The 20,049-nt window shown below is 50.3% G+C and carries 38 protein-coding genes; 23 read left to right on the top strand and 15 right to left on the bottom strand.

The features are described 5' to 3' along the window. From WFK85_RS22195 to WFK85_RS22255, 13 genes are all read right to left on the bottom strand, one after another. Positions 1–439: hypothetical protein (locus tag WFK85_RS22195; protein WP_336710405.1), on the bottom strand; the 439-nt coding region annotated here is incomplete at its 3' end. Continuing rightward, positions 436–660, bottom strand: a complete 225-nt coding sequence (locus WFK85_RS22200; protein ID WP_176982076.1) for a hypothetical protein — start codon at positions 658–660, stop codon at positions 436–438. The genes WFK85_RS22195 and WFK85_RS22200, both read right to left, overlap by 4 nt. Further along, positions 641–847, bottom strand: a complete 207-nt coding sequence (locus WFK85_RS22205) for a DUF2737 family protein (RefSeq protein WP_336710406.1) — start codon at positions 845–847, stop codon at positions 641–643. Before WFK85_RS22205 ends, WFK85_RS22200 begins: the two co-directional genes overlap by 20 nt. Further along, a complete protein-coding gene (locus tag WFK85_RS22210; RefSeq protein ID WP_336709925.1) occupies positions 825–1,133 on the bottom strand; it encodes a hypothetical protein in 309 nt (102 codons plus the stop codon). The genes WFK85_RS22205 and WFK85_RS22210 overlap by 23 nt, the downstream gene beginning before the upstream one ends. 203 nt (positions 1,134–1,336) lie before the next feature. Then, the gene (locus WFK85_RS22215) at positions 1,337–2,206 is read right to left on the bottom strand and encodes an ATP-binding protein (RefSeq protein WP_336709923.1); all 870 of its coding nucleotides are present in this window, start codon (positions 2,204–2,206) and stop codon (positions 1,337–1,339) included. Between the two features lie 11 nt (positions 2,207–2,217). Then, positions 2,218–2,367, bottom strand: a complete 150-nt coding sequence (locus tag WFK85_RS22220) for a hypothetical protein (RefSeq protein ID WP_336709922.1) — start codon at positions 2,365–2,367, stop codon at positions 2,218–2,220. Next, positions 2,364–2,567: a hypothetical protein gene (locus tag WFK85_RS22225; protein WP_336709921.1), complete on the bottom strand. Its 204-nt coding sequence runs from the start codon at positions 2,565–2,567 to the stop codon at positions 2,364–2,366. The genes WFK85_RS22220 and WFK85_RS22225 overlap by 4 nt, the downstream gene beginning before the upstream one ends. After that, positions 2,564–2,761, bottom strand: coding sequence for a hypothetical protein (locus WFK85_RS22230; protein ID WP_336709920.1), 198 nt, complete (start codon positions 2,759–2,761; stop codon positions 2,564–2,566). The genes WFK85_RS22225 and WFK85_RS22230 overlap by 4 nt, the downstream gene beginning before the upstream one ends. Next, on the bottom strand, positions 2,740–2,880 hold the full coding sequence (locus WFK85_RS22235; protein WP_336709918.1) for a hypothetical protein: 141 nt from the start codon (positions 2,878–2,880) through the stop codon (positions 2,740–2,742). Before WFK85_RS22235 ends, WFK85_RS22230 begins: the two co-directional genes overlap by 22 nt. A gap of 73 nt (positions 2,881–2,953) precedes the next feature. Next, entirely contained in the window at positions 2,954–3,181 is a 228-nt protein-coding gene (locus tag WFK85_RS22240; RefSeq protein WP_336709916.1) for a hypothetical protein, read from the bottom strand. A gap of 322 nt (positions 3,182–3,503) precedes the next feature. Next, complete coding sequence (locus WFK85_RS22245; protein WP_336709915.1) at positions 3,504–3,734, bottom strand: hypothetical protein; 231 nt, start codon at positions 3,732–3,734, stop codon at positions 3,504–3,506. Between the two features lie 39 nt (positions 3,735–3,773). Continuing rightward, the gene (locus tag WFK85_RS22250) at positions 3,774–4,841 is read right to left on the bottom strand and encodes a DUF7666 domain-containing protein (RefSeq protein WP_336714328.1); all 1,068 of its coding nucleotides are present in this window, start codon (positions 4,839–4,841) and stop codon (positions 3,774–3,776) included. A 55-nt stretch (positions 4,842–4,896) separates the two neighbouring features. Continuing rightward, positions 4,897–5,196 (bottom strand): transcriptional antitermination N peptide, encoded by a 300-nt coding sequence (locus tag WFK85_RS22255; RefSeq protein WP_336709844.1) that lies wholly within the window; start codon positions 5,194–5,196, stop codon positions 4,897–4,899. A gap of 412 nt (positions 5,197–5,608) precedes the next feature. On the opposite strand from WFK85_RS22255, the gene WFK85_RS22260 reads away from it, so the two are divergent. Continuing rightward, positions 5,609–5,812, top strand: a complete 204-nt coding sequence (locus tag WFK85_RS22260) for a hypothetical protein (protein WP_336709843.1) — start codon at positions 5,609–5,611, stop codon at positions 5,810–5,812. Between the two features lie 41 nt (positions 5,813–5,853). Here WFK85_RS22260 and WFK85_RS22265 read toward each other — a convergent pair whose 3' ends face one another. Together WFK85_RS22265 and WFK85_RS22270 are read right to left on the bottom strand one after the other, a co-directional pair. Further along, positions 5,854–6,801: a P63C domain-containing protein gene (locus WFK85_RS22265; RefSeq protein ID WP_336709841.1), complete on the bottom strand. Its 948-nt coding sequence runs from the start codon at positions 6,799–6,801 to the stop codon at positions 5,854–5,856. Between the two features lie 236 nt (positions 6,802–7,037). Beyond that, positions 7,038–7,691 carry a LexA family protein gene (locus tag WFK85_RS22270; RefSeq protein ID WP_336709839.1) on the bottom strand — a complete coding sequence of 218 codons (654 nt, stop codon included), beginning with the start codon at positions 7,689–7,691 and terminating at the stop codon, positions 7,038–7,040. A gap of 113 nt (positions 7,692–7,804) precedes the next feature. Between WFK85_RS22270 and WFK85_RS22275 the strand changes: the two genes are divergently transcribed. The 22 genes from WFK85_RS22275 to WFK85_RS22385 all read left to right on the top strand — a co-directional run bounded on the left by WFK85_RS22275 (position 7,805) and on the right by WFK85_RS22385 (position 20,040). Continuing rightward, on the top strand, positions 7,805–8,014 hold the full coding sequence (locus WFK85_RS22275; protein WP_176982092.1) for a helix-turn-helix transcriptional regulator: 210 nt from the start codon (positions 7,805–7,807) through the stop codon (positions 8,012–8,014). Between the two features lie 123 nt (positions 8,015–8,137). Beyond that, on the top strand, positions 8,138–8,437 hold the full coding sequence (locus WFK85_RS22280) for a CII family transcriptional regulator (protein ID WP_336709838.1): 300 nt from the start codon (positions 8,138–8,140) through the stop codon (positions 8,435–8,437). 11 nt (positions 8,438–8,448) lie between these two features. Continuing rightward, the gene (locus tag WFK85_RS22285) at positions 8,449–9,126 is read left to right on the top strand and encodes a phage antirepressor KilAC domain-containing protein (protein WP_336709836.1); all 678 of its coding nucleotides are present in this window, start codon (positions 8,449–8,451) and stop codon (positions 9,124–9,126) included. Further along, the gene (locus WFK85_RS22290) at positions 9,126–9,881 is read left to right on the top strand and encodes a hypothetical protein (protein WP_336709834.1); all 756 of its coding nucleotides are present in this window, start codon (positions 9,126–9,128) and stop codon (positions 9,879–9,881) included. Before WFK85_RS22285 ends, WFK85_RS22290 begins: the two co-directional genes overlap by 1 nt. Next, positions 9,878–10,642 carry a replication protein P gene (locus tag WFK85_RS22295; protein WP_336709832.1) on the top strand — a complete coding sequence of 255 codons (765 nt, stop codon included), beginning with the start codon at positions 9,878–9,880 and terminating at the stop codon, positions 10,640–10,642. The genes WFK85_RS22290 and WFK85_RS22295 overlap by 4 nt, the downstream gene beginning before the upstream one ends. Before the next feature lie 12 nt (positions 10,643–10,654). Next, entirely contained in the window at positions 10,655–11,011 is a 357-nt protein-coding gene (locus tag WFK85_RS22300) for a hypothetical protein (protein WP_336709830.1), read from the top strand. Continuing rightward, complete coding sequence (locus WFK85_RS22305) at positions 11,008–11,424, top strand: hypothetical protein (RefSeq protein WP_336709829.1); 417 nt, start codon at positions 11,008–11,010, stop codon at positions 11,422–11,424. The genes WFK85_RS22300 and WFK85_RS22305 overlap by 4 nt, the downstream gene beginning before the upstream one ends. A 250-nt stretch (positions 11,425–11,674) precedes the next feature. Further along, positions 11,675–12,124, top strand: a complete 450-nt coding sequence (locus tag WFK85_RS22310) for a DUF1367 family protein (protein WP_336709828.1) — start codon at positions 11,675–11,677, stop codon at positions 12,122–12,124. Continuing rightward, positions 12,124–12,798, top strand: coding sequence for a hypothetical protein (locus WFK85_RS22315; RefSeq protein WP_336709826.1), 675 nt, complete (start codon positions 12,124–12,126; stop codon positions 12,796–12,798). The genes WFK85_RS22310 and WFK85_RS22315 overlap by 1 nt, the downstream gene beginning before the upstream one ends. Then, entirely contained in the window at positions 12,774–12,968 is a 195-nt protein-coding gene (locus WFK85_RS22320; protein WP_336709825.1) for a NinE family protein, read from the top strand. Before WFK85_RS22315 ends, WFK85_RS22320 begins: the two co-directional genes overlap by 25 nt. A 305-nt stretch (positions 12,969–13,273) precedes the next feature. After that, a complete protein-coding gene (locus WFK85_RS22330; protein WP_336709821.1) occupies positions 13,274–13,885 on the top strand; it encodes a recombination protein NinG in 612 nt (203 codons plus the stop codon). After that, a complete protein-coding gene (locus tag WFK85_RS22335; protein ID WP_336709819.1) occupies positions 13,882–14,124 on the top strand; it encodes a hypothetical protein in 243 nt (80 codons plus the stop codon). The genes WFK85_RS22330 and WFK85_RS22335 overlap by 4 nt, the downstream gene beginning before the upstream one ends. Continuing rightward, positions 14,121–14,294 carry a hypothetical protein gene (locus WFK85_RS22340; protein WP_336709818.1) on the top strand — a complete coding sequence of 58 codons (174 nt, stop codon included), beginning with the start codon at positions 14,121–14,123 and terminating at the stop codon, positions 14,292–14,294. Before WFK85_RS22335 ends, WFK85_RS22340 begins: the two co-directional genes overlap by 4 nt. Next, positions 14,291–14,806, top strand: coding sequence for an antiterminator Q family protein (locus tag WFK85_RS22345; RefSeq protein ID WP_336709816.1), 516 nt, complete (start codon positions 14,291–14,293; stop codon positions 14,804–14,806). The genes WFK85_RS22340 and WFK85_RS22345 overlap by 4 nt, the downstream gene beginning before the upstream one ends. Positions 14,807–15,337: 531 nt before the next feature. After that, the gene (locus tag WFK85_RS22350) at positions 15,338–15,553 is read left to right on the top strand and encodes a class II holin family protein (RefSeq protein WP_336709815.1); all 216 of its coding nucleotides are present in this window, start codon (positions 15,338–15,340) and stop codon (positions 15,551–15,553) included. 2 nt (positions 15,554–15,555) lie between these two features. Further along, positions 15,556–16,035, top strand: coding sequence for a lysozyme (locus tag WFK85_RS22355; RefSeq protein WP_336709813.1), 480 nt, complete (start codon positions 15,556–15,558; stop codon positions 16,033–16,035). Continuing rightward, on the top strand, positions 16,032–16,493 hold the full coding sequence (locus WFK85_RS22360; RefSeq protein ID WP_336709812.1) for a lysis protein: 462 nt from the start codon (positions 16,032–16,034) through the stop codon (positions 16,491–16,493). The genes WFK85_RS22355 and WFK85_RS22360 overlap by 4 nt, the downstream gene beginning before the upstream one ends. A 180-nt stretch (positions 16,494–16,673) precedes the next feature. Next, complete coding sequence (locus WFK85_RS22365; RefSeq protein ID WP_336709811.1) at positions 16,674–17,210, top strand: GIY-YIG nuclease family protein; 537 nt, start codon at positions 16,674–16,676, stop codon at positions 17,208–17,210. Beyond that, the gene (locus WFK85_RS22370; protein WP_336709810.1) at positions 17,210–17,593 is read left to right on the top strand and encodes a hypothetical protein; all 384 of its coding nucleotides are present in this window, start codon (positions 17,210–17,212) and stop codon (positions 17,591–17,593) included. Before WFK85_RS22365 ends, WFK85_RS22370 begins: the two co-directional genes overlap by 1 nt. Before the next feature lie 294 nt (positions 17,594–17,887). Then, entirely contained in the window at positions 17,888–18,049 is a 162-nt protein-coding gene (locus tag WFK85_RS22375) for a hypothetical protein (RefSeq protein WP_336709808.1), read from the top strand. Between the two features lie 3 nt (positions 18,050–18,052). Further along, the gene (locus WFK85_RS22380; RefSeq protein WP_336709806.1) at positions 18,053–18,568 is read left to right on the top strand and encodes a hypothetical protein; all 516 of its coding nucleotides are present in this window, start codon (positions 18,053–18,055) and stop codon (positions 18,566–18,568) included. Next, on the top strand, positions 18,568–20,040 hold the full coding sequence (locus WFK85_RS22385) for a terminase (RefSeq protein WP_336709805.1): 1,473 nt from the start codon (positions 18,568–18,570) through the stop codon (positions 20,038–20,040). Before WFK85_RS22380 ends, WFK85_RS22385 begins: the two co-directional genes overlap by 1 nt. Positions 20,041–20,049 lie beyond the last annotated feature (9 nt).

Here is a 20,049-nt window from a genome sequence, read left to right on the forward strand (position 1 = left end):
CACGGAAAACTACTGCCTTAAGCGCTTTCGCCTGTGGACTCCCGGCCCTCAGTTGCTGATATGCGTTACCTAAGTCTGCGGCGAACGCATCGACACCCTGGGCGCGTATCTCTGCCAGCGCGGCGTCGGTGTGTGGGGTTTCTACTTTCCACCACAACAGGTGCATCTTCGGCCCATCGAAAGCGCCATCAGATTCATAACCTCGCAACTCTTCAGACAGACAGTCGTTCATGACCTTGATATTTCCATTCTCCGCCGCCAGCCCCTGCACCTGAGCCTCAAGATTCGTCACCGTGGCTTCGTAGGCGGTTAACTGGCGCTGGAGTTCGGAAGTGGCGCTTAGCCTTCTATGCAGATACCGAACTGCGTTCTCATCTCCCTTCATGTCATGAGGCGCGTATTTCCCAGTAAGAAGTCCTGCTATTTGCAATAAAGTCATAGCCTTTCCTTAAGCGTCCCGTTAATGACGCCAATGTGATAGAGAAGTTGATAGATAGTGAATCGTGGAGATATGCGGCGCTCGTAGCTGAGAAGGATTCTGCGGTTGATGACTTCCCTGTCTTTTATGCTCTTGGCTTCCTCTGCCTTCCATGCTCCCTGAATCTCTTTCCAGCACTGACGAGCGGTGGCGCGAATGGCGTTAAGCTCTGCTGTTTCCATTGCGTATCATCCGGTCCAGGTGACTATTAGTGTTCACACTCGGAAAGCTGCAGCGAGCTAATAGTTCTGCTTTGGTGGGCATGGGTGCTTTCTTAAATCTGGCGTTAACAGTAAGGTCGCCAGGTGTTACGTTGGCGTCGTATTGGTAGCTCATGATGTTTTCCTTAGTCGCTAATGCGAGCGCCATAGCGACCAAGGCGGACGCGAGAGCGGTCGTCGATGTGTTCAGGTGGAAGGTGAGGGCCGGTAATTTCGTAAATTGGTAGGTATGAGGTTTTTTCAGCAATATCCCGCAACTCTTTATCGGCTACCTGGTCAGCCCGATACTCCATTCGCACCTGTTTGCTCAGTGGCTGAATTTCACCAGCCCATGACTTAATGAGATATTTCTTCACGTTAGCCAGCACCTCTCCGGGTGTGGCGGCAGAGCACAGGCGAGGGTTAACCGCCCCGGGAGTGAGAGGTGATGGCATGTTCGTATCCTTTTGTTATTGCAGGCGTAAGCTGATGTGCTGGCGCTTAGCCATTTGACGAAGTGATTCGTATGACCGGTCGAGTATTCTGGCTATGTGCTTTGAGTGGACTTTTCCGGCCATATCCCTGGCCTGATTGATTTCCTTATTTGTCCAGTGACGACCGAGTGAGATTTGGTTTCCGCGGCGTTTGATAGTGCTCATCACGCTGCCTCATTGGCCTGCTGCAGCTCGGACTTCCTTATCTCGTAAATCTCTTTCGCCTTGTCATGCTCAGGATGGCCTAGTAAGCGCCGGTCAGCGCTTTTCCAGTACTTCTCCAGGTCTTCAATGGATGCTGAAGATGCAGCCTTAGTGAAGCCAGAGAGGATTTCCTCATTAGGATTAACGCCAGATTCGAGCCACTGCAGAAGCATTTTCCCGGTATCAGCAGATAGTTTCACCGGGTCGGAGTTTGAGAACAGTCCTGTACGGTCTTTGGTTGCGTTTGCGTGGTGCGATTCGTGGGTGATATCCAGTACCGTGGTGAACTCGTATTCTACGCCGTCGCGCTGCTCTGACTTCATGCCTAACTTGGCAACTTTCTTGCGGCCGTTTTCTTCAACCTGTGCCGTTTCGGTTTTGCTTCGCATGGTGGCGATCACATGCATGTTGGTTCTCAGGATTGCATCCAGGAATAGGCGGTGGCGCGGGTTAATGTCGCTCCACGCTGACCATGAATTACCGCGGTACTTGGTCTTGGCAATGGTATCTACCAGCTCCAGGCAACCGCCGACGCCGCCCCATTCGTGGGTGATGCTGTCGATTATGATCGTATCGTAACCGGCGTCCTCAGCAGCATTAATGGCCTCAATGAAGCGCTCCGGGCTGAACGGCGGGTCAAGCTCGAGCACGTCAAAATCTGCCACGTCAGAGTAGAGCGAGGCGCTGCCTTTTTCTGTATCAACCACCGCTATCTTCCCGCCAATTCCCTTGGCGATAAGCAGTGCGCTGTAAGTTTTTCCTGAACCACTCGGCCCGGTAAGCGCCAACCGTAGTCTGGCTTTCTTTCTCATGGCTTTTTCGAATTTCATGGCTTTCTCTCTCAGTTAAAATTGCCGGAAAACTCTTCCCAGCTGATTTGCTCGTTACCGTGCTCGGCGGCGAGATTGATTTGCTCGCAGACCTCATCCTCGATCATGTCCAGCATGATGCTGGTGAATGCGTCCTCATCCCATTGCTCTAATGCGCTCACGCTGCTTTCTCCTGCGCCGCTATAACTGCGTAACCCTGAGCCTCGATGAACTCGATAATCTCTTTCTGGTCCATCTGGCGAAGCAATTCCGTGGGGTTGTTCAGCTGGTCTAACTGAGCATCCTCAGCAATGACTTTCATCTGGCCAGCGTGAATGCTGTTCCGGGTCGTAAAGTATGAGCAGGTAAAGGTCAGGTTCACAGCATCACCTCCGGCTGGTTGTTATGGTCGAGAACGATATCCACGATAAGGTCGTACAGCGGCTTAGCTTCGAAAGGGCGGTGGATGTGCAGCTTGCCGTTTTTGTTCACCGCCGCTCGCCACGGCTTACCGTTGTGAATGACCAGCATCCCCGGCGTTATGCACTGGCGTATTACTGTTTGTGTGTTGTACATAGCGCCTCCAGTTGCTTACGTGCTGCTTTGATGATTTGCTTAAAGCGACGGGATAATTCAGATTCTGGCGGGTAATAAGCGGACATGACGCCGCCACCCGCGAGCGAAAATTGCATCATGGGTAACTCCTGTTTAGTTGTGTTCATTAATCAGCGACTGCGCTCATGAATAAACGCGAATAAAAAAGCCGCACTAGGCGGCTTCGTCGTTGCTCATTACTGTGTACCCTTGCTCTTCCAGCCAGGTGATAACATCTGTTTCACCAACCTCTTCAAGAGCCTCATCAAGTGCGCTCCCCGCCTTTATTTGGGAGATTAAATCTGCGACATCAACGTTGTCGGCTACAATGCGAGTTGTGCCATAACGAATGCCTTCAACCGCCGCACATGAACAATCAAATGTTAATTCTGCTAGTGACATACTTTTCTCCAGTTAAAAAGAAGCCCGCACAGTGTCGGGCAAACAATGACAACGAGGGTGAATCAGAATCAGCTCTCAGTGAAAGCTGATGCGGAGGTTACTCGGTGGGTGGTTCTGGCATCTTCATATAGTGCGTTATTTCCCATGGGGAAATCCTGCCCTTCCACTCCCAACGTGGGGCACCACCTCTCCGAGTTTTAGCGTGAAGATTCCATGTGTAAGTCATCTCCATAACGGACTTTGATTCCGTGCTAACCAGATAATTACCTTTTGGGAGTTGCTCCCCATTCCACTTAATCCACTCCATATCCTCACCCTCTATTTAGTTGTGCGCCGAACGGGCTTTGAGCATTGCGTCGGCCATAGCGTATGACATGCTTGCTACTTGGTCTGCGGTTTCATTAAGTACGGGATGCCTGTCACCTTCACCATAAGATGAAAGCCAGCCATGAAGAGCCTTAGCCGCGAAGTAATCACGTAGCGTCATCCCATCTGCAATGCGCTCAGACCTGTAGCTGTCAAAAATTGGGAATGCTTGTCCACCTGTTTCCATCTCTCACCTCTGTTAACTGTATGTAATAAAAAAGGCCGCCTAAGCGACCTCTACAAATTCAGCATCTTCGTTTAGCTGATACCACTTTCCAGCCTCAACTCCGTTTTCACCAACCTTGCTGGCGCGGATATGAATAAGCTCACCTTCTTCATTGCGGTAGCAAAGCACTATTGCACTACTCTGGGATGCCTTGGCTTTCCCTTCGGTACCTAAAGAGGCTGCCACTGAATGCGATCCAGACACTTCTGCCGCTGAGTAGTCGCCGGTGTTGCTGGCGGCTGAGTAGTCGCCGGTGTTGCTGGCGGCTGACTGGTCGCCGGTGTTGCTGGCGGCTGACTGGTTGCCGGTGTTGCTGGCGGCTGAGCGGTAGCCGGTGTTGCTGGCGGCTGACTGGTTGCCGGTGTTGCTGGCGGCTGAGTAGTCGCCGGTGTTGCTGGCGGCTGAGTAGTCGCCGGTGTTGCTGGCGGCTGAGTAGTCGCCGGTGTTGCTGGCGGCTGACCGGTCGCCGGTGTTGCTGGCGGCTGAGCGGTAGCCGGTGTTGCTGGCGGCTGACTGGTTGCCGGTGTTGCTGGCGGCTGAGCGGTAGCCGGTGTTGCTGGCGGCTGACTGGTTGCCGGTGTTGCTGGCGGCTGAGTAGTCGCCGGTGTTGCTGGCGGCTGAGTAGTCGCCGGTGTTGCTGGCGGCTGAGTAGTCGCCGGTGTTGCTGGCGGCTGACCGGTCGCCGGTGTTGCTGGCGGCTGAGCGGTAGCCGGTCATGATCTGCTGCTCTAACGACTTATCAATCTTGCTCCACACCCAATCAATAGCCTTTTGAACAAACTCAGGCATTGACAATTCGGCTTTAATAGTGATTGTCGCGCTGGCAATCTTTGTATCGCCATCATCTTCTCGGCTTACCTTTCCGCAAGACTCGGTTACCGCATAGCGACTCTCTGCTGGCGGGTAATATGAGAAAGTATCGAGAGGGTTTTCGCAGGCGTGGAAGCCTGAGCCGCATGCTTTAACTTCACCTTCGTGACGATATGTTTCGCCGATTTCGAACTGAAAACCACGGCAGGTTAGGTCATTTTTGAAACCCTTGTACGTGATGATTTTCTCTTCACTCATGTTGTCATTCCTTAAAATTAGGCAATAAAAAACCACCCGAAGGTGGCGTTAATGTTTATCTGGCCGTTACCGTTAATGTCTTTCTATGCCCCGCACGATAGAGTGATATCTCTGGAAGGCAGCAGCCTGTGTCAAACTCTGGCCCTGTGTATGCGGAAGCCGCAGCCACAATCTGCTTCATGTATTCGGTTTCTGTTTCCACTGCCTTTTCAACGCGGCTCATAGCCTTTCTGTTCAGCGTCAACACCTGGCGCTGTGGCTTTGCGCTTACTCCCACTAACAGGGGGTTAGCAGCTTTCCATTCAGCCTGTTTAGCTTCGCGGCTTAAGCGACGGCGCTCTTGCTTATAAGTCATACATCCTCCTGTCAGTGTGTTTTGGTGGTGTGGTGGCTGGAGTCGAACCAGCTTCCATCGGTGCGCTGCCGATTGGGTTACGCGCGTCCTGCGGCTACTTATCTAGAATCTTCACCGCAAAACTATTCCCTAGCTCGCCGTTAAGCTTCACCACACCCCAAAACAAACTGTTTCGGTGTATCTGCGCTTCTTCAGCGCTATCTGTTAATGAGCATTCACCGTCCTGGTGAGTAGTGCGTCCTGCTGATGAAACTAAGTATACAGATGGTAAACTCCATTGCAAATACAATTCGTATCATTGCGTTGTGATTAAATACAGATTGTTGATTGATAAAGTAATTTATTTTTGTAAACGCCATCTCTGTGGCTGTGTGATAGGGTGTTTATGCAAAATTTAATCGAGGGAATGAACATGGCTAGTGAGAAAGATTTGTTCGCGGAGATGCATCCGCAGGTTGTAGAGATTCTTGGTCTTGCGGTTATGCAGGTGCTGGTAGAGCAACGAGAGCCGTCGCGGGCAGCACTGATAGAGATGATTCAGGTGCTATGGCAGGAAGAGGTTGTTGATTTAGCTGTAGAGCTGGCTATCGATGTGCTGAGCTTGCCGAAAGAGTAGGGCAACAAAAACCCGGCTCGGTGGCCGGGTTGGTGGGTGTGCTATTCGGCGCTGTCTATTGCATCAAGATCTGCACCCTTAAGTACAGGGTGAACACGTTCCAAAAGCTCAATGAAATCATCATAATTATCGCAAACTTTCATTAAAGTAACGATTCCCGAAAACCTCTTCTGAAGCATCTCATTGCCAACACCTTCAGAAAGGAATTGATGCATTTTTGCTCCTTGCTTGTTGGCTTTTGCGCGCTCCTCTTTCAATATTGCTTTGAGATCGGGTGCCATGCGGTCATAAGTAATATTGTTAACTAAATGACCAAAATACTGTGGCTTTCTCATATTGGCTTTAAATGGAACCCCTCGAAGGCGACAAAGCTCCTCGAAAAACTCCGGTGGATAAACCTTTACCCAAGGGCGCATTTCTTTGGCAATGAATTGCTCAAGTAACTTAGCAAGCTCATCTCGCTCACGTTCTTTCTGGTAACCGGTAGCTTCGTCAACAAGTGCTACGGCACCAACACGAGCCAAGGCTTTGTATAGAGCTTTAGCTTTTGCTGCTGTGTTTAGGTGATGTTTTTGGCGTAGTGCACCGTCTCGCTCTGCATCTGTCCACGCTTCGCATAGAGCAGGAAGCATAGTTACATCAATTCCATATGCCACACCGGCACCGGAGGTATTCTTGTAAACAACGGGTTCGGATAGGGCTTCTCTCAATTCGTCAGAGATATAAGGCTGCAGTTCATTAGCTTGAAGAACATAAGGTAATTGCCCTGGCTGTCCGTTTGGTACCCACCTTGGCATTTTAGATCCAACAGAAACACCAAATGTCTCTGCCAGACCATTGGCACCTTGCATTGATACCACCCTGCGACCATCAGGAAGTACAGCACATGAAACACCAGTGGCCATAAGCCCAGAATGCGTTGGCTTTGGAGCAGATCGAACAATTGCCGACATAGCAGCGGCTTTTTGAGCGCGTTTTTTAGTATCCATTAACCCTCCGGGCATTGGTGAGTAATGAATATAGCTTTTATTAAATAAGCTTGTCAAACATAGCTAAATTATGTTTTAGCTAAAAATAAAATCATTTCATGTTATCTATTTGATTTAGATATAAAAATAACAAAATGTATGGATAGCAAAAAAACAAAAAGACAATGTTTTATAGCTAAATATTAAAATAGCTACTGGTTGCGATCTTCCAACAAAAAGCCGCATCTCTGCGGCCTCTACTCAAACGTCTCGTCAGGCCATTGGGACTTGACCACCTTGCCGATTATTCTGCATGTTTGGTCGCACTCAATCGTTCTGTATTGCGGATTGAGAGGCACCAGGTAACACACGCCCGCATCCTTCTCGTATTTCTTGAATGTGACCTCTGAGCCTCCGCTTGCAGATGCTATGCAGAAGTCTCCACTCTCAACATCTTCTTCAGGGTCAACCAATATCAGCATACCCTCAGGGAAACTTGGCTTAACCCCTTGAGGAGCTGTCATAGAATGTCCTGATACCTCAAGCCAGAAGGCGTCCTTACTCGCTTTCTTTGTCGTTGACACCCATGCTTTAGCGTCACGTTCGGTATAGGTTCCAACTTCAGAGAAAAGGCCAGCCTGAACAGTAGTGAAGAGCGGGTATTCATATTGAGGAGTTACTGGTTTTCCTTCAGAAAACCCCCCAACAGTGAATGTACCATCAGCATTTAATTTGACATCCTTAACCCCAAGCATCTCGAAGACCGCACCTATTTCCTGAAGTGACGGATTTCTCCTTCCATTCAGCCAATGGCTTACTGCGCCTTTGGTTACCCCAAGGCGTTCCGCAACCTTATCCTGGTTTAAACCAAGCGCATCGATCCTTTGCTTCGCAATATCGTACCAGTTCATTTTCATCCCTAAATTATACATTCCGTATCAATCGTTAATAGTCACAACTCGTAAACCATGTATTGCGATTTTGAATACGATGCGTATACTTAACATTGAGAAAGGAGAACCCTATGAATAACATTCGCACTTTTCGTGAGCGCTTTGGGTTAACGCAGGGAGACCTTGCAAAAATCGTTGGTTGTACTCGTGGAGCAATCTGTCACTACGAGACTGGGCGACGAGGGATGGACATCAATTTATGCCGAACTTTCATCGAGGCATTTAAAGAGTACGGCCATAACGTAACCATTGATGACCTTTTCCCACCTAAAGCAGCCTAAGCACCACCCCCGCTCTTTACACATCCCGAGCTGAAGAAGCTCAGTAATCCAAAAGACTACAAACCTATGTGGCGACCGCTACGGCTTCGTCACGTAACTCATTAACTATGGAAATTATTACGCATGGAACACGCAAGCTACAGCAAACCAACCCAGCGCGAGATTGATCGCGCAGAGACAGACTTACTCATCACCGTATCTCAGCTCACCGGCAGAACCTTTGCAGAGCTTGCTGGATGGCATGAATCGAAGGTAAGTCGCATGAACTGGCGAGATATCGCCACAGTTTTCTGCATAGCAAGGATAGCTATTGAAGTGAGTCCTATTGGACGCGTATTGCAGGAAATTAAGCAGGTTGCAGGAAAGAAAAAGCCACCAACTGCGGTAACAGGTGATGGCTCTCAAATAACACTCGATTTCTGAGGTAAGTATACATGCAATTATCTACGTCAGTAAACCAGACCATGAGCAGCCGTGAAATTGCGCAGCTCACCGACAAGGAGCACAAGAACGTTCTCCGGGTAATCCGTGACCTGATTTCCGCTGGAATTTTAGCCGCTCAAACTGAGCCACTAAAGTTTGAATATCGCGGACAGCAGTTTGACTACTACGAACTGAATAAGCGTGATTCCCTGGTATTGGTTGCTCGCCTTTCCCCTGAGTTCACGGCGGCTGTGGTAGACCGCTGGCAGGAACTTGAGTCACGCAGCCAGCTTCCCACTGATTACCTTTCCGCCCTTAAGGCGCTTACGGTGGAGGTTGAGCAGCGCCAGCAGCTTGAGAATCAACTGGCTCTGGCAGCTCCGAAGGTTCAATTCGTTGACAGCTACGTTGAGGCATCTGGCTCTCTTGGCTTCCGCGAAACCTGCAAGCTTCTCCACATCAAAGAGAACTTATTCCGCAAGTTCCTTCTGGATAACGGAATCATGTATCTGCTGGCCGGGAAGCTGACGCCTTACGCACAGCACATCGACGCCGGTCGATTCACTGTTAAAACCGGCGAGAACCAGACTAACGGACATGCTTTCACCCAGAACAAATTCACGACCAAAGGCATTCAGTGGATAGCTGGCCTGTGGGCTTCACATCAAATCAAACAAGAGGCCGCGTAATGGCAAGAATCAGAACAGTAAAGCCCGAGTTCTGGACTGACGAGAAGGTAGTTGAATGCTCAATTGCCGCCCGACTCCTTTTCGTTGGCATGTTCAACTTCTCTGATGATAACGGAAATCTGGTTAACTCCCCGAAGCGGATAAAGATGCAGGTTTTTCCTGCTGACATCATCGACTGTGAGCCGTTATTAAAAGAACTGATTACTCACGGACTACTCACTGAGTACTCAGTGAATGATGTTAGTTATCTGAATATAAAGGGATTTAATAAACATCAAAAAATAAACAGACCTTCTAAGACTGATATCCCAAAGATGGAACTCCATGAGCACTCAGTGAGTAGTCATGGAGCATTCACTGACGGAATGGATACGGAAGGGAAAGGAGAAGGAAAGGAAGAACATAACACCCAAGCCGCTGACGCGACTTGCGAGGGAGAGCTTGTCTCTGAAGATCCTATTCCCAATAACGTACAGGAGATGGCAGGACGTTACGCATTCGAAGGCAACATTGTTCGCCTGAACCACAAGGACTTCGACTCCTGGAAAGCGCTTTATCCAAACATCGATCTCCAATACGAACTCCTGAAACTTGATATCGAGTTCACCCATGAGAAGCCAAAAAACTGGTTTATCACTGCCAGCCAGAAACTCAGCTACCAGAACAAACAGGCGCTAACCCGTGGTGGCAAGCGAGCCGTGAACGATAATTCCCCTCACTGGAACAGCCCTGAAGGCTGGAAGGACTTCATATGAGTCTGCAACTCGTAGAGGCGATTAATAACCGCGACGGTGCCGCTATGGCGCGTATGGCTGGCGGTAATTACGAGCCCGACAAGGTAATCAGCAGCGAGGCAGAATCACTGGTTGACTCTCTGTTCCGGCAGCTTAAGCAAATCTTCCCGGCAGCAGTCAGTACCAGCCTGAAAAGCGAGGCTGATGAGAAGACCACTAAGCGCCAGTGGATCGCCGCCTTTGCCGAAAACGGCATTAAAACGCGAGACCAGTTAGCAGCCGGTGTTCGCCATGCGCGAGCCAGCAATTCCGACTTCTGGCCGTCACCGGGTAAGTTCATCTCCTGGTGCAAAGACAGCTCGATGGTGCTGGGTGTCACGCTGGAAGACGTCATGTCAGAGTTTCACAGATACGCTCGAGAGAAGGGCATGCACTCAGGCGGCGCAGAGCGCTTCCCCTGGTCGAAACCCGTCATGTACTGGATTGTCTGCGACACGCGCCGGGCGATGTACCAGCGGCAACTTAGCGAAAGCGAGGTCGAGAAATACGCCGGCAAGCAGCTGGAAGAGTGGTCGAAAAAGGTATCGGCAGGACAGCCAATTCCCGACCCGGTAGTCAGCCTGGAGCAGAAAAAAGAGGTCATGCAGACGGCAAACTTCAGCACGAAAGACGACGGCAAGATGCACTACATGCCGAACGCTGCAGTACTCGGGTCGGTAACACCTGCCGCCTGGCTATTCGAGGAATACAAGCGTCGCAAAGCCAATGGTCTGATTAAGTAATCAGGAGGAATCGTGATTAAAAAAGTAAATCTCAATTACCGCATCTGGGAATGGTTATCTCGCAACCCCAACAAGAAACAGGGAGAGATCGTCGCACAGTTCGCAATCAACCAGACAACGATAGCATCAGCGCTTCTGAAGATGATGCGTCGTGGGAGTATTGAGCGCAGCGGCGAGAAGTGGCAGTACACCTACGCAGCTACGGATATCGCACCGCAGAAGTACGGACGCGTGAAGCCTGATTATCGTACTGAGTGCGGGCAGATGGTTTTCGTTGAGAGCAGCGCCGGCAACACCATATTCGACGAGTGCCGCCAGAACTGGAGCGGATATCAGATTAACAAGATGCTTGAAGGAGTGAGGCTGTGAAGTCGATAAAACTGGCAATTAAGTCTGTTTTTGGTTTTGGGCATGAAAGTAATTTCCCAGATGTAATCCGGATGCATGACAAGAAGATGAGGCTTCTAGATATTGTAGTTTTCCCATACATCGACCTAAACGATCCAATGCGCGCCACGCTATTCAAGAAGGCGACTAATGAAATGGTTGAGTCTTATACCGGTAATTTTGCTCGCGTAGACATCTGCCCAATAGACCAGATTATTAAAATTGCTGGGATGACTCTTTACGGAAACGCTGCTGATGCATACGAATGGCTTCGCAAACTCCACTGCGTGAGGTTTAGGGATATGCATGCGGACATAGCGAAGCAGGTTCCACACAGAATTAATATGGTATTTGCGAATGGCGACTACCGATACCCATGGGAGAATTTCGAATGACCGCTTACATCACAGAGCTATCGACCGGGCTGCTGACCATCATCGCAGCCTTTTTTATTTGTGCAGCAGGGATAACCGTTAAAGGAGAATGGGATGAAGCTAATTAAGTGGTTCCTGTGGCGCAGGTATTTCTTCAAAAAATGGACAAAGGGATTTGAAGAAGAGCCATTCCTCAGCAACGCGACAAAAGTAAACCTGGCTGGCTGTAGAGACAACAAGCTAATTTACAGAGATATGGTGATGATACTCCATGCAAATCGACCTGGTTAAACACCCAGGCGGCGTATTCTCTCCAGCACATGAAACAGACCTCGAAAGACTCCAGCGATTCAAGAACGGCGAAACCTACACCGCCGAGATAAAGCTAACCAGAAATCCCGCCTTCCACAAAAAGATGTTCGCCTTTTTTGGCTTCTGTTTTGCTCACTGGGCAGCAGAAAACACCGGTTACGAATGCTCCGACGAATACACGCAGAAAGAAGAGTTCAGGAAGAGCCTGACCATTCTCGCTGGGTTTTTCGACGTGGTAACGACTATACGGGGCGATACGAAGGTGAGGGCTAAGAGTTTGGCTTACGCGAACATGGAACCTGACGAGTTCGAACGTTGCTACAGTGCGCTGATTAACGCTGCCATAAAACACGTATTCGCCGGCACTAAAGACCAGCGGATTCTCAACCAACTACAGAGCTACTTCTAATGAAAAAAGGAACCATAGTAAGCCTGTGCGACCTGACCGGAAACATGGTTAAGCCATGGTTAGAAGCCGGGTATGACGCAGTGCTTGTTGACCCGCAGCATGAAGAAGGCATTCACACTGATGGGGCAATTACCCGTATCGGCCATGTAATAGACCATCCCGCAACCTGGGGGTATCTGAGCAAGATAAGCGATGTCGTATTCACTGCTTGCTTCCCGCCATGCACTGACCTGGCTGTTAGTGGGGCGCGGTGGTTTGAGAGCAAGCGAGAAGCTGACCCGGCATTCCAGTTCAAGGCCATGCAGGTTGTCTGGCAGTGCCATGTCATAGCTGAAATGCTGGGCGCTCCATACTTCATCGAGAACCCGGTTAGTCAGATAAGCAGCCTGTGGCGAAAACCAGATCACTTCTTCCATCCACATGACTTCACTGGCTATCAGCCCGAAGACAACTACACGAAGAAAACCTGCTTATGGGTTGGGCGAGGACTCAAGATGCCGCAGCCGCACCGAGACATGTCACTTGGGGCTCCAGATGACCGAATCCATAAATGCCCGCCTGGTGCAGAGCGTGGAAACATCCGCAGCGCAACGCCAGAAGGATTTGCAATCGCGGTCTTTGAGGCAAATAAACCGGGAGGGCTGTCGATATGCGCCAGCGGAAAAGCAGCATAGTTTCCGTAATGGAGAATGCCATCTTCAACGTCCGACACCGCAGTAAACGCAAACCTGAACCACTCCCATCCGAAATCAAGACGTTTAACTATACCGCTCACCTGGCTGATGTTATGTGGCTGCGTGTTCGAGCGAGGAAAATCTATGCCAAGGCCGCGAAGCAAATATAAACACAAGCACAAATACCCCAAAAGGCACTCCAGCCGTATACATTACGAACCGCCAAAAATTGAGCTGCAAATGGGGAAATGGACGGGCGCGTTCTTCATTGTGCTTATCGCAGCAACCATTTACCTGACGCCTGGAGGATGAATGCTAACTCCACCTGAAACCACATCATACGAACGCAACAGCAACACAGCAGCTGGTCTATGTGCTGGTTGTGCAAGTGTGCTTGATGATGACGAAATCCACTGCTGCGAGGAGTGCGCGAGTGATGCGTACATTGAAACCGGTAAGAAGGGAGTAAAGAGAGATGAGGCAGACACGTCGACGCTGTAAAAACGAATCCTGCCGTGAATGGTTCCACCCCAAATTCAGCAACCAGTGGTGGTGCTCTCCAGATTGCGGAACGGTAGTCGCGATGGAGCGACGAACCCGGGAAAGAAATAACGCAGAGAAAGCAGCAGACAAGAAACGACGAAGAGAGGAACAGGAACAGAAAGACAAACTGAAAGTCAGAAAGCTCGCCTTAAAGCCCCGCAGTTACTGGATTAAACAAACCCAACAAGCAGTAAACACCTTCATCAGAGAAAGAGACCGCGACTTGCCATGCATCTCGTGCGGAACGTTCACGTCTGCTCAGTGGGATGCCGGCCATTACCGGACGACTGCTGCGGCACCTCAACTCCGATTTGATGAGCGGAATATTCACCGGCAGTGCGTTGTGTGCAACCAGCATAAGAGCGGGAACCTGGTGCCGTATCGCGTGGAGTTAATCGAGCGCATCGGCATAGAGCAGGTAGAGGCGATTGAGTCCGACCATAAGCGCCACCGGTGGACTACCGAAGAATGCCAGGCAATCAAGGCGAAATATCAGCAGAAAACAAAAGAGCTAATCAGCAGCAGAGAGGAGCAGGCAGCATGACACGCGAATATGTGAAGAAAATCCATTACCCATGCGAGACAGCAGCAATCTTTCAGGATGTGCTCTTTGTCATGCGGCCACAAAGCGCTTCGGATCTTCTGGCAGAAGCTGACAGGGCGGCAGAGTTCTATCTCAGGTTCTTCCCGTTCGCCACGCTTGAGAATGTAAGGGAAGGCATCGTTTACAGCTTTTGCGGCCTGTACCTAAATGATTATCAGCTCATTCGGGAGGCAGCATGACCGTACTCAACATGCCATTAACTCAGCGTCAGAAGGATATCGCCCAGAAAGAGCGTGCAGAAACCTTCATGCAGCATCATGAAGAGCAGTTCCTCTACTGGCAGGAGCAGCACCGGGAAGTGATTAACCGGCTCGGCTTAAACAAACCTGATGGCCCGGAGGTCGCATGAGCATACGAGAGCTAAACCTTACCAAAGACCAGCAGGACTGGATAAATGGATGGCTGGAACTTTGGGGGGCATGGGTTTATACCGGGAGGCTGGAAAAACGCATGAGCAGCATGATCGCTCAGTGGATGGAAAGCGTTGAACCTTCCAGAGTGGTGACAAGGCCAATGTGCAATGACGATGACGGAATGTTGATTTCTCAGGTCGTAGATTCCGTTATGCGCATTGACACAAAGGCATTTGGCATTCTTCTAAGTTATTACTCTCACGGCTCTACCGAGCACGCAATTGCATCGTACTACCACAAGACCGCAAAGCCCCGCAAATTGTCAAAGCGCGGGATTGAGCGACTATCGCGGCCATCAATGTCAACTTGCAGGCGAGAGGTAAAAGAAGTTCTTGAGGCTTCACGTTTCATGCTTTACCAGCCAATGCAAAATGCATTCAATGGTCGCAAACGTGTGGCTAAAGCAAAACATATTGCACCGAATGTGTTGACATCTTTGAGCTATTGAGCAATTATAAACACATAAGCTGCCGTTAGTGACTCTTAAGTTACTGCGGTGGCTTTTTTGTTGGCTGAAACTGGTAAGAGCATTAGGCAGACGGCAACCGGCATCCTCGGAATAGCAACCGGTGAAACGCTGATGCGGGATTGTGACGACGCTCGTCAGTGCTCTTTCCAGTTTTCGTCAACGTTAGCGGCTTTGCGGGTTTTTAGAAACTGACCACAAAGATAAATGCAAACGATGAACAATTCCTGGCAGTAGCCTAACGGTCAAACACCAGTGAGGTCTTCCGACTCCTCATCAACGAATTCGGCGCAGCGTTACCCCGGCTGTGATTGCGATACGGTGTACAGACTGGCTGCCTAATGGCGGCCTTTTTGTTTTGCGTTCATCCCAAATCCCGGAACACCCTCTATCCCCTCGTAGCGCATCGCGGTAACGGGGTGAGCGCAAACCAAAAACAATTAGCGCTATCTGCGCATTCACTTTTCCCTTCAAGCAAACACACAGCACAGCCCTTAATTGGGAGGTGAGAGCATGTATCGCATGGACAAACTAACAACTGGCATTGCCTACGGCGCATCGGGAACGAACGCCGGGTACTGGCTGCTACAGCTGACGGATAAAGTAAGTCCATCTCAGTGGGCGGCAATAGGAGTGATAGGGAGCCTGGTATTCGGGTTTCTTACATACCTGACAAACCTCTATTTCAAAATCAAAGAAGACAGGCGCAAAGCTGCGCGAGGCGAATAAGCATGAATCCAGCACTGAGAAAAGCACTACTCGGCATGTCAGGTGCTGGCGCAATAGCAATAGCCGGTACGATGCTGAACGATCTGGAAGGCGTTCGCTATACGCCGTATTACGACGTCGCCGGGATACTCACCGTTTGCTACGGCCATACGGGTGCCGACATTATCAAGAGCAAAACGTACTCACAGGCCGAATGCAAAGCGATACTCGATAAAGACCTGCAGCCATTCGCTCGCTCCGTCGAACGCTCCGTGAAGGTGCCAACTAACGAATACCAGAAAGCAGCTCTCATCAGTTTCAGCTACAACGTTGGGGTAACGGCGTTCGAGCGCTCTTCTGTGCTGAAAAACCTTAATGCCGGTAATTACACGGCTGCTTGCGATGGATTACGGGCATGGATATGGGCCGGTGGAAAGCAGTGGAAAGGCCTGATGAGTCGGCGCGAAGTAGAGCGAGAGGTCTGCATGTGGGGCCAGAAATGAACCGCGCAACGTTAATTATCTGCGCTGTCATGGCCTCCATACTGTTCTGTCTGTGCTGGGCTGTCGATCACTACCGCTCTAACGCTATCGCGTACAAAGAGCAGCGCGATAAAGCAATCACTGAGCGCGACTCGGCAAAGGCCACTATCGCCGACATGCAGGTACGCCAGCGTGACGCAGCTGCACTAGATGCCAAACACACCGGAGAGCTTGCTGATGCCAAACGCACCATTGAAAATTTGCAGCGTGATGTTGCTACTGGCAAGCGTCGGATGCAGCTCAATGCCACCTGCTCAAAGGGTAACCCCACCGAGCCCGGCGGCCTGGGCGATGCTTCCACCGCCCGACCTACAGACTCCGCTGAACGGGATTATTTCACTCTCCGACAGCGAATCGAAACAGTGACCGGTCAGGTTAACTACCTGCAGGACTACATCAAACAACAGTGCCTCAGATAACGAAGCCTCGGCATAGTCCGGGGCTTTTTTATGCACCAAAAACAGCGCCCGCAATGCGCTTCTCACCAAGTCGAACCAACCCTTTGATATGAGCCCTTGAGGAAGTCAGTTAGTGCTGGCGAGCCTCGACGGGCTGATTTCCATTGCGGCAAGGGTTCATTTCAAAGAAAGGTAATCGCTATGCAATATGTCTATGTAATGGAATCGGATGCAGGATTGATAAAAATCGGTGTTTCTAAAAACGTGAGCGCCAGACGGAAATCTCTTCAATGCGCATCAGGTGTTGAGATTAAGGTGGCTGCAAAGTTTGGCCCATTGAAAAAGGCGGTTGGACTAGAGCGAGCAAGTCATAAGTTTTTTGCGGAAAAAAGACTTCATGGTGAGTGGTTTTCCGTGAGTGCAGAGGAAGCCATAAGTGCCATAGATAACTTAAAGTCAAAGTTCGTCACTGCAGAAGATTCTGCTCACGTGTCAAGTGAGCTTATTCCGGCGATAAGCGCAGCCGAAAGGCATTTGATGTGTCTGGATAGCGCTGAAGAGGTGAGTAAAACCATCCAGCTTTTAAATGAGTCTGGCCTGTTGGAGGCTGCTGATGGTCTGAGCAGGATAAGCCAATCCGCAAGCATGTTCACTCGCGATTGTATGCATGATTGCCAGATGGCTCTCATGCAAAAACGTATCGATGATATGGTTTCTATCATGCAAGGAGCGGCGTAATGAGCGAACAGACGGATAAAATTGTCTCCACTCTGATTCAGAAGGCAATGGATGGTGTTGATCAGGCAGTAGACTTTAGCAGAGCACAGCTGCCAGATGTCATTGAGCAGCTCATGAAATGGAAGATGGCCTCCTATAGCCTCACTATTCTTACCTGCGCAGTTTTAATGCTCGTCATGTTCATCTTCCTCAAGAAGGCATATGAATGGCATGAGGGATACGAAAAGGAAGCGGCGGGCTTTTTTGGCATGCTTTTTTCAGCCTTTGTTTTTCTTGCCAGCCTTGTTGTGCTCTTGGCAACGGCTGGCCACTTGATTCAACTATGGATGGCTCCCAAGGTCTGGCTTATCGAGTATGCGGCCCAGTTGGTTGGTAAGACTTGAGATAACGATTCCTCACGACAAGGAACAGATTGCTAAACCCCAATAAGGCGGTGATCACAATCTTGCTGGCGGGTAATCCGCAAGTGACATAGCCACTGCGTGAAGCAGTAGCGAATGTTGCGCACCAGTTTCACCACAGCGTCACCCCGTCGCAGTCTCTCCATCTCAACGAAGACCATGCCGCCATAGCGGGCTCCTTACATGCGAGTGGATGGAGTTAATCAGTAACGGGTTACACCGGGTTTCCGCACAAGCGGGTTATCCCTCATTAGCAGTCAGCCTGAACTGCGGTGGATGAATCAGGAAATTACACAGAAGACACTGGAGATTGGCATGCAGAGCAATAACTACATACCGGCAATTATTTTGCCAGATTGCGAAAAGATAAACGGCAGCGGCTGGAAAATAACCGAATCTAAACAGCCTGAGCCTGAAGAGGCCAGCGAAGAGGAATAAGTAATGGCGAAACCAGATTGGGAGGCCATCGAGTCGGCTTACCGGGCTGGTTTGATGTCAGTAAGAGCGATTGGAGAAAAGCACGGTGTTAGCCATGCGACAATCCTCAAGAGAGCAAACAAAGAAGGCTGGCAGCGAGACCTCACTGAGCAGGTCAGGACTGCTACGAAGGCGAAGGTCACCAAATCAGTAACCACTCCTGGTAACCATCCGTCGGTGGTTACTGACGCGCAAATAGTTGACCAGGCATCCGACGAGGCGGCCGCAGTTGTAATGGCTCATAGGGAAGGGCTTGCAGCATGGCGCGGCATTACCAACAAGCTTCGTGATTTCCTTGAGGATGCAGTAATAACCGAAGGTAATCACGCCTCCATGTCGCGCTCGATAACTGCTGGCGTCGATGCTCAGATAAAGGTTATCAACGCTGAGCGCAAGGCATACAGCCTCGATACCGATGAAGGCAATAAGACGGTCGATGACTTGTCTAACCTGATGGATTCATTGTCTCAGGGGGCTTAATGAAACCTGAGCACTTAAAGCTGCTGGCAGATAAAGACTGGCGGCTAAACAATCTCTACTGGATCACCGACAAAGAAGGTAAGCCGCAACGCTTCAGGATGACCCCTGAGCAACGCGAGTACTTTGAAGGCATCCACACTCGAAACATCATCCTGAAAGCCCGTCAGCTCGGTTTCACGACTGAGGTGTGCATCATCCAGCTCGACGCCGCTCTGTTTGAGTCGGCAAAGTGCGCTCTAATTGCCCATACGCTGAATGATGCCAGGCGACTATTCCGCGAAAAGGTTAAGTATGCCTATGACCGGTTACCTGCAGAAATAAGGGCGGCCAACCCGGCAAGCAATGACTCTGCCGGAGAGCTGGTCTTTAAGAAGGGCGGGTCACTCTACGTAAGCACGTCATTTCGTGGCGGTACACTGCGTTACCTGCACGTTTCTGAGTTCGGCAAGATATGCGCTAAGTTTCCTCATAAGGCGCGTGAGATTGTCACTGGTGCGTTTGAGGCGGTATCGACCGACTGCTTCACCACGATTGAGAGCACGGCAGAAGGCAGGGCTGGTTACTTCTTCGATTATTGTCAGGCGGCAGAGAAGGCTCAACTTCAGGGAAAGAAGCTTTCTAACCTGGACTGGAAGTTCTTCTTCTTCACCTGGTGGCGAAACCCGCAGTACGCAATTGACCAGGTAGAGTCATTGCCGGAACGCCTGGTTGATTACTTCGCTGAGCTTGAGGTAAAGCATGGCGTAACGCTAAACGATCGCCAGAAGGCATGGTATCACGCCAAAGAGAAAACGCTCGGCGACGACATGAAACGGGAGTACCCGTCTATACCTGCCGAGGCTTTCCAGCAGTCTGTAGAAGGAGCGTACTACGCCAAGCAATTCCGCTGGCTCTACACCAACAAACGGATTGGCACTCTGCCTGATAACTCGCATCAACCGGTACACACGTTCTGGGATATCGGCGTGGGTGACTCCACGGCCATCTGGTTCGTTCGTGAGGTTGGCGAAGAGTTCCACGTCATCGACTACTACGAAAACTCTGGTGAAGGCCTGAGGCATTACATGAAGGTGCTGAAAGACCGCGGTTATGAGTACGGTGAGCACTGGGGGCCGCATGATATCGAGAACCGAGAATTCGGCTCTGATGCCAAGTCCCGCAAAGAGCTAGCCCGCGAAGGCTACGAAATCGACGGCCAGAAATATTCGATGACATTCAAAGTTGTTCCGAAGGTCGGCGTAGACACTGGCATTGAATCAGTGCGAGAGATTCTAACGAAATGCGTATTTGATGATACCAGGTGCGCAGAGGGAATAACCCATCTCGAAGGCTACAGGAAAGAGTGGGATGACAAGCGAGGCTGCTGGAAAGACAAGCCGCTTCATGACCATACGTCACACGGCGCTGATGCCTTCCGCTACTTCGCAGCAGCTAAGCAAAACCGCAAGCAGGTAGGCAGTATATTCTTCTAAGGAGCCACT

It is taken from the genome of Cedecea sp. VD22 (assembly GCF_037150195.1).
Taxonomy (GTDB): domain Bacteria; phylum Pseudomonadota; class Gammaproteobacteria; order Enterobacterales; family Enterobacteriaceae; genus Cedecea.